General features: G+C 70.4%; 13 protein-coding genes and 1 tRNA gene. 7 read left to right on the top strand and 7 right to left on the bottom strand.

Translation table 11 applies throughout. The annotated features are described in order from the left end of the window. The first annotated feature begins 99 nt into the window (after nt 1-99). The 4 genes from ATL42_RS11080 to ATL42_RS11095 all read left to right on the top strand — a co-directional run bounded on the left by ATL42_RS11080 (nt 100) and on the right by ATL42_RS11095 (nt 4972). Complete coding sequence (locus tag ATL42_RS11080) at nt 100-2394, top strand: transglycosylase domain-containing protein (RefSeq protein ID WP_098455389.1); 2295 nt, start codon at nt 100-102, stop codon at nt 2392-2394. Nucleotides 2395-2399: 5 nt separating this feature from the next. Then, nucleotides 2400-3326 (top strand): metallophosphoesterase, encoded by a 927-nt coding sequence (locus ATL42_RS11085; protein WP_098455390.1) that lies wholly within the window; start codon nt 2400-2402, stop codon nt 3324-3326. Nucleotides 3327-3446: 120 nt separating this feature from the next. Continuing rightward, nucleotides 3447-3523, top strand: a tRNA-Pro gene (locus ATL42_RS11090). Between the two features lie 114 nt (nt 3524-3637). Continuing rightward, nucleotides 3638-4972 (top strand): glycoside hydrolase family 15 protein, encoded by a 1335-nt coding sequence (locus ATL42_RS11095; protein WP_098455391.1) that lies wholly within the window; start codon nt 3638-3640, stop codon nt 4970-4972. Between the two features lie 6 nt (nt 4973-4978). Here the strand turns inward: ATL42_RS11095 and ATL42_RS11100 are convergent, their stop codons facing one another. Continuing rightward, the gene (locus ATL42_RS11100; protein ID WP_098455392.1) at nt 4979-6097 is read right to left on the bottom strand and encodes a 3-deoxy-7-phosphoheptulonate synthase; all 1119 of its coding nucleotides are present in this window, start codon (nt 6095-6097) and stop codon (nt 4979-4981) included. A gap of 261 nt (nt 6098-6358) precedes the next feature. On the opposite strand from ATL42_RS11100, the gene ATL42_RS11105 reads away from it, so the two are divergent. Continuing rightward, nucleotides 6359-6856, top strand: a complete 498-nt coding sequence (locus ATL42_RS11105; protein ID WP_098455393.1) for an NUDIX hydrolase — start codon at nt 6359-6361, stop codon at nt 6854-6856. 96 nt (nt 6857-6952) lie between these two features. Here the strand turns inward: ATL42_RS11105 and ATL42_RS11110 are convergent, their stop codons facing one another. The 3 genes from ATL42_RS11110 to ATL42_RS11120 all read right to left on the bottom strand — a co-directional run bounded on the left by ATL42_RS11110 (nt 6953) and on the right by ATL42_RS11120 (nt 10239). Further along, nucleotides 6953-8023 (bottom strand): aspartate-semialdehyde dehydrogenase, encoded by a 1071-nt coding sequence (locus ATL42_RS11110; protein WP_098455394.1) that lies wholly within the window; start codon nt 8021-8023, stop codon nt 6953-6955. Further along, nucleotides 8020-9312 (bottom strand): aspartate kinase, encoded by a 1293-nt coding sequence (locus tag ATL42_RS11115; RefSeq protein ID WP_098455395.1) that lies wholly within the window; start codon nt 9310-9312, stop codon nt 8020-8022. Before ATL42_RS11115 ends, ATL42_RS11110 begins: the two co-directional genes overlap by 4 nt. 126 nt (nt 9313-9438) lie before the next feature. Continuing rightward, nucleotides 9439-10239 carry a sulfite exporter TauE/SafE family protein gene (locus tag ATL42_RS11120; RefSeq protein WP_098455396.1) on the bottom strand — a complete coding sequence of 267 codons (801 nt, stop codon included), beginning with the start codon at nt 10237-10239 and terminating at the stop codon, nt 9439-9441. A gap of 90 nt (nt 10240-10329) precedes the next feature. On the opposite strand from ATL42_RS11120, the gene ATL42_RS11125 reads away from it, so the two are divergent. Next, on the top strand, nt 10330-11316 hold the full coding sequence (locus tag ATL42_RS11125; RefSeq protein ID WP_098455397.1) for an ABC transporter ATP-binding protein: 987 nt from the start codon (nt 10330-10332) through the stop codon (nt 11314-11316). Further along, nucleotides 11313-12479, top strand: coding sequence for an ABC transporter permease (locus ATL42_RS11130; RefSeq protein WP_098455398.1), 1167 nt, complete (start codon nt 11313-11315; stop codon nt 12477-12479). Before ATL42_RS11125 ends, ATL42_RS11130 begins: the two co-directional genes overlap by 4 nt. Nucleotides 12480-12490: 11 nt before the next feature. Here ATL42_RS11130 and ATL42_RS11135 read toward each other — a convergent pair whose 3' ends face one another. The 3 genes from ATL42_RS11135 to ATL42_RS11145 all read right to left on the bottom strand — a co-directional run bounded on the left by ATL42_RS11135 (nt 12491) and on the right by ATL42_RS11145 (nt 16255). Beyond that, complete coding sequence (locus ATL42_RS11135; RefSeq protein WP_098455399.1) at nt 12491-13099, bottom strand: DUF5063 domain-containing protein; 609 nt, start codon at nt 13097-13099, stop codon at nt 12491-12493. A 115-nt stretch (nt 13100-13214) separates the two neighbouring features. Beyond that, entirely contained in the window at nt 13215-13814 is a 600-nt protein-coding gene (gene recR / locus ATL42_RS11140; RefSeq protein ID WP_098455400.1) for a recombination mediator RecR, read from the bottom strand. Between the two features lie 56 nt (nt 13815-13870). Beyond that, nucleotides 13871-16255: a DNA polymerase III subunit gamma and tau gene (locus tag ATL42_RS11145; protein WP_098455401.1), complete on the bottom strand. Its 2385-nt coding sequence runs from the start codon at nt 16253-16255 to the stop codon at nt 13871-13873. Nucleotides 16256-16258: the final 3 nt, after the last annotated feature.

The raw sequence follows: 16258 nt of genomic DNA on the forward strand, positions 1-16258 counted from the left end.
GTGCGTGCTCATCGAGCCTCCGCGAACTCTCACACAACGCGCACACCCGGTCCGCGGGCTCTCCGGAGCACACGCGAGCGCCTCACGTAGGCTGTCGTCATGGACAACTCTGCGCTCGGTGCGGGCCTCGCCGGAACTGACGGGTCCGAAGCCCCGCACTCCCGGCACTCGGTCAACATCTTCCAAGCCCTCGGGCTGCTGCTCATGTTCGCGCTGCTGGCCATGATCGGCGGGCTGCTCACCGCAGGTCTGATCATCCCGGTCGCGGCCGGTGCGAGCGCGGTGGCGAACGGCACGACGAAGGCGTTCGACGAGCTCCCGACCGAGCTCGAGCCCGGCACGCTCTCCGAGGCGTCGTACATCTACGCGAGCGACAACACGACGCTCCTCGCCCAGGTGTACGTCGAGAACCGCATCGTCGTGCCGCTCGAGAGCATCTCGATCAACATGCAGAACGCCGTCATCGCGACCGAGGACAAGCGCTTCTACTCCCACGGTGGCATCGACCCGCAGGGCATGATCCGCGCCGCAGTCACCAACCTCACCGGAGGTGCGCGGGAGGGTGGATCGACGCTCACCCAGCAGTACGTGAAGAACGTCCTCATCGAGGAGGCTGCGACCGCGGGCGACGACGCCGGCGTGATCGCCGCGAAGGAGCCGACGATCGAGCGCAAGCTCCGTGAGGCCAAGCTCGCCATCGCGCTCGAGAAGCGGTGGACCAAAGACGAGATCCTCACCAACTACCTCAACATCGCCCAGTTCGGTGCCACGGTGAACGGCGTCGAGACCGCCGCGAACCACTACTTCGGAGTGACTGCAGCCGACCTCACGGTCCTCCAGGCGGCCACGATCGCCGGGATCACCGCCGCACCGAACACGTTCGACCCCGTCGCCAACCCGGTGCAGTCGGAGGGCCGGCGCAACCTCGTGCTCCAGCGCATGTACGAGCAGGGGTACGTGTCCAAAGAGGAGTACACGACCGCGCGAGCGACCCCCCTCGTGGACACCCTCAACGTCCAGCCGCTCACCCAGGGGTGCACCGGCGCCGGCGGCGCCGCGTACTTCTGCGACTACGTGACGAAGATCCTCATCCAGGACCCCGTCTTCGGCGAGACCGAAGCCGAGCGCAAGGAGCTCCTGTACCGCGGCGGGCTGCGCGTCGTGACGACGATCGACATGAGCAAGCAGGCGATGGCCGACGCAGCGATCAGCGCCGCGGTCCCGGCGGACAACGAGTATGGCTTCGCTGCCGCGATGACCTCCGTCGAGCCCGGCACCGGCAAGATCATCTCGATGGCGCAGGACCGGGCGTACTCGACGTCACCGTCTCCCGCTGCCGGGTCGACGTCCGTGAACTACAACACCGACCAGCTGCACGGCGGATCGAGCGGGTTCCAGCCTGGCTCGAACTTCAAGGCGTTCGTCCTCGCGGAATGGCTCCAGGAGGGAAACACGCTCCTGGAGACGGTCAACGCCAACAAGCGCACGTGGACGGGCTACGACTTCACGAGCACCACGTGCACGAACTTCCGAGGGACCGAGTGGTCCCCCGGCAACGCCGACGGTCAGGGCACAGGTCAGCGCTCGGTCCTCGAGGCCACCGCGAAGTCGATCAACACGGCGTACGCCTCGATGTCCAGCCAGATCGACCTCTGCGGCGCAGCGAGCCTCGCGTCCCAGATCGGTTTCCGACCTGCCGTGACGGCACAGGACGAGAACAAGACGTATGTCGATGGCGTCGAGATCAACATGGGCATGACCCTCGGGACGCAGTCGACGTACCCGCTCGCCATGGCCAGCGCCTACGCGACCTTCGCGAGCGGCGGCGTCTACTGCGAGCCGATCGCGATCACGTCCGTGAGCCGTGACGGCGAAGAGCTGCCGATCCCCCAGGCCAACTGCCGACAGGTCCTCGAGACCGCTACAGCCAACGCCGTCAACTACGCCCTCGAGCAGGTGATCGGCCCGAACGGTGGCGCGAAGTACGCCTCCCTCGCGGGGCACACGGCCGCCGGCAAGACGGGGACCACGCAGAACAACAGCAACGTGTGGTTCACCGGCTACACACCGGCGCTCTCCACCTCGATGTGGATGGGCCACCCGGACAACCAGAACATCGTGCTGCGCAACGTCACCATCGCTGGTGTGCCGTACTCCATCGTCTGGGGCTCGACCATCGCCGCCCCGACCTGGAAGACGTACATGGACCAGGCGCTCGCCGGGACGCCCGACATCGGCTTCGGGGCAGTGTCCCAGGCCCAGATCGGCCGGGCCCCTGTGGTCGTCGTGCCGAAGACCGTCACCCCGACGGTTCCTGAGGAGTCCACCGAGCCTGCGGTCCCCAACGAGCAGTCGACAGACGGCGGCCAGAACGACGGACGGAACGACCGCTGAGCGCCGTGCGCGGTACCGCGACCGCACTCGGGCTGGCGACCGGGGCAGCGCTCGCCGGGCTGGCCTGGGCCACCCTCGAGACGAGGATGTTCACGCTCCGCGAGGTGACCGTCCCCGTGCTGCCTGCAGGCCAGCGCAACCTGCGCGTCCTGCACGTCTCCGACATCCACCTCGTCCCGTCGCAGGCGTCGAAGATCGCCTGGGTGCGTGACCTCGCTGCGCTGCGTCCCGACCTCGTGGTCGACACCGGTGACAACATGGCGCACCTGGACGCGCTCGCCCCGCTGCTGGGCGCGCTCGAACCGTTGCTGGCACTGCCTGGCGCCTTCGTCATGGGATCGAACGACTACTTCGCTCCGTCGTTCAAGAACCCTGTCCGCTACCTGCTGCCGGACTCCCGGGGCACCGGACGCGACGTCGTGCCGGTGCCGCTGCCCGCGGACGAGCTCGGGGCCACCATGCGGGCTGCCGGGTGGAAGGACCTGACGAACCGCCGCGACGTGGTCGTCGCTGACGGTCGCCGGATCTCCCTCGTGGGCGTCGACGACGCCCACCTGGACCGCGACGTCTTCCCCGACGTCGAAGCCAGCACCGGTGGCCCTGCCGTCGACCTGCGCCTCGGGGTCACCCACGCCCCGTACCGACGGGTGCTCGACCAGATGCACGCAGACGGTGCAGAGCTCACGATCGCCGGGCACACGCACGGAGGCCAGCTCTGCCTGCCGTTCTTCGGTGCCATCGTGACGAACTGCGACCTCGACCGGGGCCGGGTCAAGGGGCTGCACGGCTGGCCCGGGGCGCGCCCCGACGCTCCCGGAGGCCAGGACTCCAGCTGGATGCACGTCTCAGCGGGCCTCGGCGCGTCACCGTACGCGCCGGTCCGGTTCGCGTGCCGACCCGAGGCGACGCTGCTCACCCTCACCTCACGGTGACGCTCAGGCGCGTCACGGGGCTTCGCCGGGACCCAGTTTCGTCTGGAGGGCAGTTGTCGGCTAGTCTGAGCAGGCTTCCCCAGCGAACGATCATTCGTGATCTTCGTGCGGTGAGCAGCTCGGGGTGTGGCGCAGCTTGGTAGCGCGCGTCGTTCGGGACGACGAGGTCGCAGGTTCAAATCCTGTCACCCCGACCAGCAGTACAAGAGGCTCTGACCAGCACGAACGGTCGGGGCCTCTCGTGCATCCGGTCACGTCTACGCAGCCGGTCTGCGGCAGCATCGCGTCGATCGAGCACAGGAGCCCACTGCATGACCAGACCTGACGGCGAGGAACGCCCAGGGATCACTCGCCGCAGCGTCCTCATCGGCGGCGCGACGCTCGCAGTGCTCGGTGCCGCAGGCGCCGGGTGGGCGACCCGGCAAAGCATCGACTACGAGACGATCCGCCTCTACTCCGAGTCTGTCGTGTTCGACGGTCCTGGCTCCCGCACGCTCGTGCCCGCAGGCCGCGCCCGCCTCGTCGTCCCGGGGACACGTGTGCTCTCAGGCATCTTCGAGCAAGAACGCCTCGTCGACGAGGAGGCTGCATGGCTCGGGCGCAGCGCGTCATGGACCTTCTCCGACGAGGAGACCGGTTATCCCGCCGACCTCGCTCAGCAGGCCCTCCTGGACATCCGGTCGCTCCTCATGCCGAACGGGGCGAGCGTCGCCGCCTGGTCACCGAAGTGGAGGTACACCTGGCCCCGTGACGGTTCGCACGTCGCAGCCGCGCTGTCCGCGGCAGAGCACCACCTCGAGGCGCTCGCTGTCCTGATGTTCCTCCAAGACGTGCAGTCTCGGGACGGGTGGTTCGAGGCCCGCTACCTGCCCGACGGGCTCGGCATTCCAGACGACCGCGAACGCCAGCTCGACGGTGTCGGCTGGGTCCTGTGGGCGTGCGGCCGGCTCGTCGGACGACGCGACCCGATGCTCGTGCGGTCAGACCTCGAGACGATCAGCCCGATGATGAACCGCTCGCTCGCCCTCGTCCTGGCGAGCATCGACACCGCAGACCACCTCCCGCCAGCCTCTCCCGACTACTGGGAGGTCCGTGAGACCCGGCTGACGCTCGGCGTCGCTGCACCGCTGCTCGCAGGGCTGTACGGCGCCGTCGCCGCGTTCGGGGCCCTCGGCGACGTCCGCAGCCGCGACGAGGCGCTCCGAGGCGCAGACAGGCTCTCGACAGCGATCCACCGCGCCTTCGGTCCAGACGGCTACCCGCGCTACGTCGGTGGAGACGAACGCTGCACGTCTGTCGCGTTCCTCCTGCCGCCCTACGTCCCGGGCTCGCCGCCTGAGGTGTTCGAGGCGTTCGACCGCGCGCAGACCGAGCTTCTGCGCCCCGCCGGGGGACTGGCCCCCGGCGCGGGGTGGAAGCGCGACGGCATCAGCTGGACGCCCGAGACCGCGGTCTTCGCGATGGCCGCCGCCGACAGCGGCCGTGAGGAGTACGCGCGATCGACGCTCCGGTGGCTCGCCGAGCACCGCACGGCCGTGGGCTCGCTCCCGGAGAAGGTCCTGCACGACGGCAGCCCGGCCGCTGTCGCGCCGCTCGCGTGGACGGCAGCGAACGTCGTGCTCGCGGTCGACGCGCTGAACGGCTGACGCAGCCTAGGCGAGCGTGCGGCGCGCCCGCGTCGCTGCTGCCAGTCCCTGCAGGAGCTCGGTCGTCGTGTCCCAGTCGATGCAGGCGTCGGTGACGGACTGTCCGTACGTCAGGCCGCTCGGGGCCGGGTCCTGGCGGCCTGCGACGAGGAAGCTCTCCATCATGATCCCAGCCGTCCCGGCGTCGCCTGCAGCGACCGACGCGGCGATCTCCCGGACGACCTCCGCCTGACGGACGTGAGACTTCCCGGAGTTGCCGTGGCTCGCGTCGATGACGAGGCGAGGCTCGAGCGCTGCCGCACGCACGACGTCCAGCGCCGCAGCGAGCGAGGCCGCGTCGTAGTTGGGTCCGCTGCGGCCGCCGCGCAGGATGACGTGGCAGTCAGGGTTGCCCGCGGTCGCGACCGCCGCCGCCCGGCCTGCGGAGTCGATGCCGAAGAACGTGTGCTCGGCAGCAGCCGTGACGCACCCGTCCGTGGCGGCCTGGACGTCGCCGTCCGTCGCGTTCTTGAAGCCGATCGGCATCGAGAGGCCCGACGCGAGCTGGCGGTGGACCTGGCTCTCCGGGTTGCGGGCCCCGATCGCCCCCCACGAGACGGCATCGGCGATGTACTGCGGGCTCGTCGGCTCGAGGAACTCGCACGCCGCAGGGACTCCCTCGGAGAGGACACCGAGCAGGACCTCGCGCGCCAGGGTGAGCCCGTGGTGGACGTCGAAGGTGCCGTCGAGGTGAGGGTCGTTGATGAGGCCCTTCCATCCGATGGTCGTCCGCGGCTTCTCGAAGTAGACGCGCATGACGATGCACAGGTCGGCGGCCGTCTCGCGGGCCACGACGGCCAGCCGGCGCGCGTACTCGAGCGCAGCCTCCGGGTCGTGGATCGAGCACGGGCCGACGATGACGAGGAGGCGGTCGTCCTCCCCGCGCAAGATGTCGCGGACCTCGCTGCGGCTGCGGGCGACGAGATCGGCGCTCGCGCGCGTCAGCGGCAGATCGGCGAGCATCTGCGCAGGCGCCGGCAACGGATCGAGTGCGCGGATGCGCAGGTCGTTGGTGCTCGGTGCGTCGACGCTCTGGACGTCCGCACGGGGCGAGGTACCGGTGTGGGTGGGACGGTCAGCAGGCATGAGGTGGGGCTCCGAATCTGAGAAGGCATCAGACGGAGCCGCGCACGTCTGCCGGTGTCCGGAGCCGCCGTCTGAATGACGAAGGGCCACGACGCGAGTGCGTCTGGCCCTGTGCTGGCTCCGGGTGGAAGGTTGGTCAGGCTCGCGCCCGCTCGACTCCACCAGGAGCCAGCGTAAAGCGCTGATACCAACGATTTCCGGTCACGAGTGCGAGGTTAGCACGGCTGCCTCGAACGGTCCGCGCGACGCTACGCTCTGGACATGACTGTCCCGCCGTTCATCAGCGCCTTGCGCGCACACATCGGCACCGACATGCTCTGGCTCCCGGGGGTGAGCGGTGTCGTCCTCGACGAGGCTGGCCGCATCCTCCTCGCGCAGCGCGCTGACGACGCCCTGTGGACCGTCGTCAGCGGCGTCCTCGAGCCCGGCGAGGAGCCCGCTGTCGGCCTCGCCCGGGAGGTGCTCGAGGAAACTGGGGTGACCGTGCACGTCGAGGCGTTCTCGGCGCTGAGCGTCACCGGACCGGTCGTGTACCCCAACGGTGACCAGACGCAGTACGTCGACCTGTGCTTCGTCTGCCGACCGCTCGACGCCGCCGAAGCGTCCGCCGCCCACGTCGCGGACGACGAGTCTCTCGCCGTCGGGTGGTTCGGTCTGGACGACCTCCCCAAGGCGCTCTCCCCCACCTCGCGCGACAGGATCACCTGGACGCTCGCCTTCCTCAGCGACCCTGCAGCCGGACCGCGGTTCGCCCGTTGAAGCACTCCCGAGGGGACAGTGCGCGGCCCGGCTCCGGACGACGACGGACCGCCACCGAGGGTCCGGTGGCGGTCCATCGTCGGACGTCGTCGAGGCTCAGCCGCGAGCAGCGACCTTCGCCGCGACCAGCTCCGCGACCTGCACCGCGTTGAGCGCGGCACCCTTGCGGAGGTTGTCGTTGCTGATGAAGAGCACGAGGCCGCGCCCGCCGGGGACGGACTGGTCGACGCGGATCCGTCCGACGAGGCTGGGGTCCACGCCGGCAGCGTCGAGCGGGTTCGGCACGTCCGCGAGCTCGACGCCCGGCGCCGCGGCAAGCAGCTCACGCGCACGGTCCGGGGTGATCGGCCGGGCGAACTCGGCGTGCACGGCGAGGGAGTGCCCGGTAAAGACCGGAACCCGCACGCACGTGCCCGCGACAGCGAGGTCCGGGAGCCCGAGGATCTTGCGGGACTCGTTGCGCAGCTTCTGCTCCTCGTCCGTCTCCTCGGAGCCGTCGTCGACGATCGAGCCCGCCACCGGGACGACGTTGAATGCGATCGTCTTGACGTACTTCACGGGGTCGGGGAACGCGACGGAACGGCCGTCGTGGACGAGGCCGACGAGGTCCTGCTCGACGCCGGCGCGTGCCTGCGTCTCGAGCTCGCTCGCACCGGCGAGCCCCGAGCCGGAGACCGCCTGGTAGGTCGCGACGATCAGTCGCTCGAGCCCCGCCTCGTCCGTGAGCGGCTTGAGGACGGGCATCGCTGCCATCGTCGTGCAGTTCGGGTTGGCGATGATGCCCTTACGGGCCTCGTCGATCGCTTCCGGGTTGACCTCGGAGACGACCAGCGGGACGTCCGGGTCCATGCGCCAGGCCGACGAGTTGTCGACGACGACCGCGCCGGCAGCCGCGAAGCGCGGAGCCTGGAGCGTCGAGGTCGCTCCCCCGGCCGAGAAGAGCGCGATGTCGATGCCGGAGAGGTCGGCGGTCGCTGCGTCCTCGACCACCACGTCCTCGCCCTTCCAGGGCAGCGTGCTGCCCGCAGAGCGTGCGGAGGCGAAGAAGCGGATGCTCCGCACCGGGAAGTCGCGCTCGTCGAGGAGACGCCGGATGACCGCGCCGACCTGACCTGTCGCGCCGACGACCGCGACGCTCACGCCGCTCGTGCTCAGGGTCTCGCTCATCGTCCTGTCCCTCCGTACACGACGGCCTCGCCGTCACCGTCCAGCCCGAACGCCGAGTGGACCGCGCGCACCGCGTCGTCCAGGCTGTCCTCGCGCGTGACCACCGAGATCCGGATCTCCGAGGTGGTGATCATCTCGATGTTGATCCCGGCGTCGCGCAGCGCCCCGAAGAGCTTCGCGGAGACGCCCGGGTGCGACTTCATGCCCGCACCGATCAGCGAGACCTTGCCGATCTGGTCGTCGTACTGGAGCGAACCGAAGCCGATCTCGCCCTGCACCGCGTTGAGCGCGGTCATCGCGAGCTGGCCGTCGCCCTCGGGCAGCGTGAAGGAGATGTCGGTCAACCCCGTCGAGGCTGCCGAGACGTTCTGGACGATCATGTCGATGTTCGCGCCGGCGCCGGCGACGACCTCGAAGGTCCGCGCCGCCGTCCCCGGGACGTCCGGCACACCGACCACCGTGATCTTGGCCTCGCTGCGGTCGTGCGCGACACCGGAGATGATCGGGGCTTCCATCGCTACCTCTACCTCGCTCGGTCCGGCCTCGACGGCCAGAGGGATGTTCGTGACAAGCGTGCCGGACTTGCCGGAGAAGGACGACCGCACGTGGATCGGGACGTCGTAGCGGCGCGCGTACTCGACGCACCGCAGGACGAGGACCTTCGCGCCCGAGGCCGCCATCTCGAGCATCTCCTCATAGGTGATGCGGTCGATCTTCTTGGCGTTGGGCACGATGCGCGGGTCGGCGGTGAAGACGCCGTCCACGTCCGTGTAGATCTCGCAGACGTCGGCGCCGAGCCCCGCCGCGAGCGCGACCGCAGTCGTGTCCGAGCCGCCGCGGCCGAGCGTCGTGACGTCGTTCGTCGTGCGCGTGACGCCCTGGAATCCCGCGACGATCGCGACGGACCCCTTCTCGATCGTCTCCCGGATGCGGCTGGGAACGACGTCGACGATGCGAGCCTTGCCGTGGACGGCGTCCGTGATGACACCGGCCTGCTGGCCGGTGAAGGACTTTGCCGTGACACCGAGGCTGTTGATCGCCATCGCGAGGAGCGACATCGAGATCCGCTCGCCCGCGGTGAGGAGGATGTCCATCTCGCGCGAGGGGGGCAGCGGCGTGATCTGCCGGGCGAGGTCGATGAGCTCGTCGGTCGTGTCCCCCATGGCCGAGACCACGACGACGACGTCGTTGCCCGCTCGTCTGGACTCTGCGATCCGCTTCGCTACGCGTTTGATGCTCTCGGCGTCCGAGACTGACGAGCCGCCGTACTTCTGCACGATGAGTGCCATCGAGATGCTCCGTTACTGTGCTGGTCCCGTTGATCTAAACGTCCACCAGGTGCTGTCCGAAGCCACGATCGTACGCCGCGGCGCGTCGCGAGCGTCGCGGGTCCGCATCCCGGACCCGCTGGGTGGTCAGCGCACGACGAGCTGCCAGGCGAGCCGCAGGATGAGCGCCGACACGACGACGAGGAACACCACGCGCACGAAGCCGCTGCCCTTCGCCACCGCCATCCGCGCGCCGAGGTAGGCGCCGCAGAAGTTCGCGACGCCGATGCACAGGCCCAGCGCCCAGATCACCGACCCGTGCGGGACGAAGAAGATCAGGGCGCCCGCGTTCGTCGCCAGGTTCGTGATCTTGGCGAGGGCCGAGGCCTGCAGGAACGCGTAGCCGAGGATGCTCACGAGCGCGATGACGAGGAACGTCCCGGTGCCTGGCCCGAGGAGGCCGTCGTACACCCCGATGACGAGCCCGATCCCGGCTGCGGCCCAGCGGTGCCCGTTGCCCTCCCAGCGCAGCTCGCTGCTCTTCCCGACAGACGGCCGGAACCACGTGTACGCGGCGACGCCGACAAGCACCGTGAGGATGATCGGGGTGAACAGGTCGGCAGGTATCTGCGACGCGAGCGCGGCACCGCCGAAAGCCCCGGCACAGGCCACGAGCGCCATCGGTCCAGCAGTCCGCAGGTCAGGCCCGACGCGGCGGTAGTACGTCGCCGCGCTCACCGAGGTGCCCATGATGCTGGCGAGCTTGTTCGTCGCGAGCGCCTGGATCGGCGTGATACCCGGGACGAGCAGGAGCGCCGGGAGCTGGACGAGCCCACCGCCCCCGACCACCGCGTCGATCCAGCCCGCAGCGAAGCCCGCCACCACGAGCGCGACGAGCGTCGTCGCACCGAGATCAAGCCCTCCGACCGCTACACCTGTACCGTCCACCGGCAATTCGTATCACGGCGGACGGTACCGGAGAGCGCCCTCGCGGCGCGGGGCGCACGCACCGCAGGGACCTCTCGCTACTCTCGGTCCATGACGAGTGCAGAGCCGCCCTCCCCACCCGTGCTCGTTCCTGTGCCCACGGCGTCACCGGTCGCGACACCGACCGAGTACGGCGTGATCGCCCAGGGCGTGCGACGGACGTTCGGGAGCGTGCGCGCCGTCGAGGACGTCCACATGCTGGCCCGGCGCGGCTCCGTCACCGCGCTCATCGGCCCCAACGGGTCGGGCAAGACGACGCTCATGCTCATGCTCGCCGGGCTGCTCGTCCCCGACGCCGGCCACATCTTCATCGACGGCCTCGACCCCGTGACGCAGAACTACGCGGCGCGCTCGCGCGTGGGCTGGATGCCCGACGTCTTCGGGACGTGGGACTCTCTCACCGCGCGCGAGGTGCTCGAGACGTCCGGCGCCGCCTACCGGCTCCCGGCGGCCTACGCCAAGGAGCGGGCCAACGAGCTCCTGGCGACCGTGCACCTCAACGACCTCGCTGACCAGCCCGCGCACGTCCTGTCGCGCGGGCAGAAGCAGCGCCTCGGCCTCGCACGAGCGCTCGTCCACAACCCGTCCGTCCTCATCCTCGACGAGCCGGCCAACGGACTCGACCCGCGCTCGCGCATCGAGCTGCGCGCCCTCGTCCGCACCATCGCCGCAACAGGCACCACCGTCCTCGTCTCGAGCCACATCCTCGCGGAGCTCGACGAGATGGTCGACGACGCCGTCTTCGTCTCGAACGGGCGCACCGTCGCCAGCGAGTCCGTCGCCGAGGCCCGCACCGCCCATCGCACCTGGCGGATGAGAGCCATGACCCCCGAGCCTCTCCAGGCGTGGCTGCGGTCGGTCGCTGTCCCGTTCGTCGAGCAGCCCGACGGTTCGCTCGTCCTCCAGCTCGCCGGCGAGGAAGCCGCGTCCCGGATCTTGCGCGACAGCGTCACCGCAGGTGTGCCCGTCGTCTCCCTCGCGCCCTCGGGCGGCGCGCTCGAACAGACCTACCTCTCCCTCGACGAGGAGCGCCGGTGACCTACCCACCTGCCCCGACGCCCCTCTCCGGCTCCGGGCCCTACGGCCCGGGCTCGCCGCCGCCCGCACCGGCGCCCGGACAGTACGGTGCACCGCCCACCGGCCCAGCAGAGCGCGGCGACTGGTCGCTCTCGTGGCACGGCGTGCGCACCGTGGCACGCCTCGAGCTCACGCAACGCATCCGCTCGACCCGATGGAAGACCGCCCTCGTCGTCTGGTTCGTCGTCGTCGGCGGCATCTCGGTCCTCATCAGCACCGCCGCGTCCTTCGGGTCGACCTACGGCGACATCAAGACCGGCCCGCTGATCTTCGGTCTCAACGTCTTCTTCATCCTCTTCCTCGGGCTCCTCGTCACCCCGACGCTCAGCTCCAGCGCCATCAACGGCGACCGCAACGCAGGCACCCTCGCCATCCTCCAGGTCACGCTCCTCACACCCCTGGAGATCACGCTCGGCAAGCTTCTCGCCGGATGGTCCGCCGCGCTCGCCTTCCTCGCCGTGAGCATCCCCTTCATCGTGTGGGCGTTCTTCGCCGGCGGTGTCCCCGTCCTGGCGGTCGTGACGACGCTCGCGCTCCTCAGCCTCGTCCTCGCGGTCGTGTGCGCGTTCAGCCTCGCGCTGTCCTCTCTCGTCACCAAGACGAGCGGGTCGACGATGCTCTCCTACCTCACGGTCGCCGGGCTCGCGTTCTTCTCCTTCATCCTCTTTCTCCTCACCCTCATCCCCATGACGAGCGAGGACACGGTCCGGGTCCAGCAGGCCTCGGCCTTCGACTCCGAGACCGGACAGGTCACCGCCTGCGAGTGGCAGACCTACGAGACCAGCCAGGTGCACACCGAGCGCACCTGGTGGCTCCTCGCCGTCAACCCGTTCGTCATGATCGCCGACGCCTCGCCCGGTGGCGAGTCCTTCGGCGAGAACGGGGCCGACCCGCTCGCAGCGATCCGCGACAGCGTCCGGGAGATGCGCGCCGGCCAGGGAGCACCGAGCACCTCGTGCCCGGCCGAGATCTCCGGGATCGAGCAGACAGACCCGTCCACCGCCCCCGTGTGGCCGCTCGGGCTCGTGTTCTACGTCCTGCTCGGCGCCGGGTCCGTGTACCTCACCGTCCGTCGCATCCGGATCCCGCAGCGACGGCTCGCCCGCGGGACGCGCATCGCCTGAGCGGTCGCGCGTCAGGACTGGAGCGCGTCGTACTCCGCCTCGGCGGCGACATCGTCGGCGACGTCGAGGCGCAGGTGCCCGAGGATGAGCTGGAGGACGCGCAGCGCGCTCGCCGCCCGCTCGCCCCACGACGACAGGTACGAGAACTGCCACCACCACAGGGCCTCGATCGAGCTCCCGGCGTCGTAGTGCTGGAGCCCTTGGGTCAGGGCCGACGCGATGGTCGCGAGGTCGGCCGAGAGGCTCGCGCTCCCGAGGTCGGGGCCGAGCACCGGGTCGATGACCTCGACGTACTCGTCGAGACCCTCGAGCAGCTTCGCCAGGCCAACACGCAACGGGTCGAGGTCGATCTCCTCGCCCGCGTCCGGCTCGAACCGCTCGGAGGGGACCACGTCGATCATCGCGCCCAGGCGGGCACCAGCACCGAGGATGTCCGACGTCGCGAGGAGCAGCAGCGGGATCGCCGCGTCCGGGGCCCCGCCGGACGCGACCTCGGCGCACGTCTGGAGGAACCGTTTGGCCTGCGGGACCACGGCGGCAGCCACGGATCGCAGGTCGGCTGCGTCCTGCGCGGCCACCTGGCCCGCCGCACCGTTCTCCAGCGTGGTCTCGTCAGTCATGAACAGCTCTCCAAGCCTCCGGACGGCGCCAGGTCTGCCTCGCGTCGTCTCTCCAGTGTCCCCGTGGACGGGGTGCCGCGCGAACGTGCGCGTCCTGCTCTCTGACCGTGGAGGCTCAGCCGCCGACGACCCTGCGGCCTTCGAAGGCCCGCCCGAGCGTGACCTCGTCGGCGTACTCGAGGTCGCCACCGACAGGCAGGCCGGACGCGAGGCGCGTCACGCGCAACCCCATCGGGCCGAGCAGGCGGGCGAGGTAGGTGGCCGTGGCCTCCCCCTCGACGTTCGGGTCCATCGCGAGGATGACCTCTTGCACCACGCCGTCGGCGAGGCGCGTGAGGAGCTCCTTGATCCGCAGGTCGTCAGGTCCCACGTTGTCGATCGGGTTGATCGCTCCGCCGAGCACGTGGTACCGCCCGCGGAACTCTCGCGTGCGCTCGACAGCGACGACGTCCTTGGGCTCCTCGACCACGCAGATGACCGCGGTCGAGCGGCGAGGGTCGCGGCACACGCGGCACTCCTCAGACTCTGCGACGTTGCCGCAGATCTCGCAGAACCGGACCCGCGCCTTCACCTCGGTGAGCGCGTCCACGAGCCGCCGGACGTCGCCACCGTCTGCCGCGAGCAGGTGGAACGCGATGCGCTGCGCACTCTTGGGGCCGATCCCGGGCAGCAGCCCGAGCTCGTCGATCAGGTCCTGGACCACGCCTTCATACATGCCCCCAGCCTATGCGGCCACGGGGCACAGACCGTGCGACGGCGCGCGGCCCCGGGTCAGCTGCCGCTGTTGATGATGTCGTCGACGACCACTCCCCCGAGCATCTGCACGACGAGCGGCGCACCGACGAGGCCCGACGACGCGAGGTCTTCGTCGTCCGGCTGCGGGTCGTCGACCACCTGGGTGCGAGCCATCTCTTCACGCCGAGAGCGCGCGACGCGACGTTCCGCCGCCTGGCGCGGGCTCTCGCGCTCCGGCTCCGGCGGGGGCTCGTGCCCTGGGTCGAAGTCGTCTGGTGGTTCTTCACCGAACTCGCTCGGGCCGCCTGCGGACGGGCGTGCCCGTCCTGCGTGCGACGGCCCTGAGCCGACCTCGCCCGGGTGCGTAGCCCCTGGTCGCACAACGGCTCCGGGGCCCTGGGGCGCGGACGTCTGCGGCGGCTGTGCTGCGGACGACGGGCCTGCCACGGGCGCCGGTGCCGCACCGCTCGCCGGCCGCGCCGGTGCGTCCCACGACGCGGCAGCCGCTGCGGGGTCGACTCCCGCGATCCGGCCGACAGGGCTGCCAGACCCAGCCCCAGGAGCACTCTCCGGTCCTGCCCCGGGAGCCGCGGTCGCTCCGCCAGAGGAAGCCCCCCGACCGCTGGGCCCGCCCGCTCCGCGGACCTGCTCTTCTAGGCCGCCCTCGACACGGACGTCGAAACCGAGCGTCTCCCGGACAGCCCGCTGGACGAGCTCGGCGCCGGGGCTGCTGCGGAAGGCTGTCGCCAGACCGGCCGACGCGAAGGTCAGGTAGAGCGTGGTGTCCGTGAGGTCCGCTACCTGAGCGTTCTGGCTCACGAGCGCCCACGTCGCCTTCCGGAGCCTGCTCAACGTGTCCAGCACCTCTGGCCAGCGACGGCGCAGCATCTCCGTGCTCGCAGCGCTCCCCATACCGGCCGCAGCCGCCTGCGCCTGCGCCTGCGTCGGTGCCGGTGCCGGTGCCGCGCTGGGTGCTGGGACCGAGGGCGAGCTCTCGACACGTGCGTCTGCTGCTCGACCGGCAGCAGGCGCCACCGGCGCGTGCTCCGCGGGCTCGCGCATGGGGTGCGCCGCGGGCACCTCCTCGTCCTGGCGAGGCGCAGCAGGCGCGGCTGGCGCAGCTGCTGCGGCAGGCGCAGCCGGGACAGGCGCCCGTTCGACAGGACCTGCTGCGGGCGGTGCTGGTGCGGCCGGGACAGGCTCGGCCTGCGCCCGGACGGCGGGCGCGACGGCCTGCTGCACCGGCGCGTGGACGACACCACGCTCGAGCCGGTCGAGACGCGCTCCGACGCCCGACAGGGAGTCGTCGACGGCCGGGAGGAGCAGGCGAGCGCACAGGAGCTCGAGGTGCAGACGCGGCGAGGTTGCGCCGCTCATCTCGGACAGGGCGGCGTTGACCACGTCGGCCGACCGCGAGAGCTCGGTCGCACCGAGGTTCGTCGCCTGCGTCATCATCCGGGCCATCTGGTCCGCCGGGACGCTGCGGAGCACCGCCTGGGCCGCGTCGCCGGAGACAGACAGGACGATGAGGTCGCGCAGCCGCTCGAGGAGGTCCTCGACGAACCGTCGGGGCTCATGCCCGGTCGAGACGACGTGGTCGACCACGCGGAACATCACCGCGCCGTCGCGTGCGGCGAGCGCCTCGACGACGTCGTCGAGCAAGGTCACGTGCGTGTAGCCGAGGAGCGAGACGGCCCGCTCGTAGTCGAGGGTCGCGTCCTGGGCGCCGGCCATGAGCTGGTCGAGGACGGACAACGAGTCGCGGACGGAGCCGCCACCGGCACGCACGACGAGCGGCAGCACGCCGGACCCGACCGAGATCCCTTCGCTCGCGCAGAGATCGCCGAGGTACGCCTGGAGGGTCTCGGGTGCCACCAGCCGGAAGGGGTAGTGGTGGGTCCGCGACCGGATGGTGCCGATGACCTTGTCCGGCTCCGTCGTCGCGAAGATGAACTTGAGGTACTCCGGCGGCTCTTCGACGATCTTGAGCAGCGCGTTGAAGCCCTGCGCCGTGACCATGTGGGCCTCGTCGAGGATGAAGATCTTGAAGCGGTCGCGCGACGGGCTGAAGGTGGCGCGCTCGCGCAGCTCGCGGGCGTCGTCCACACCACCGTGGCTCGCGGCGTCGATCTCGACGACGTCGAGGCTCCCTGGCCCGCCGCGGGCCAGGTCGATGCACGACTCGCACTCGCCGCACGGGGTGTCGGTCGGCGACTGCGGTGTGTTGCGCGCGCAGTTGAGGATCCGGGCGAGGATGCGGGCCGACGTCGTCTTTCCGCAGCCCCGCGGACCGGAGAAGAGGTAGGCGTGGTTCACGCGGTCGGAACGCAGAGCCTGCATGAGCGGACCCGTCACGTGCTCCTGACCGATCACCTCGGCGAAGTTCTCAGGACGGTATCGGCGGTACAGGGCTGTGCTCACGTC

Origin of the sequence: Sanguibacter antarcticus, assembly GCF_002564005.1 — a bacterium.
Classification (GTDB): Bacteria; Actinomycetota; Actinomycetes; order Actinomycetales; family Cellulomonadaceae; genus Sanguibacter; species Sanguibacter antarcticus.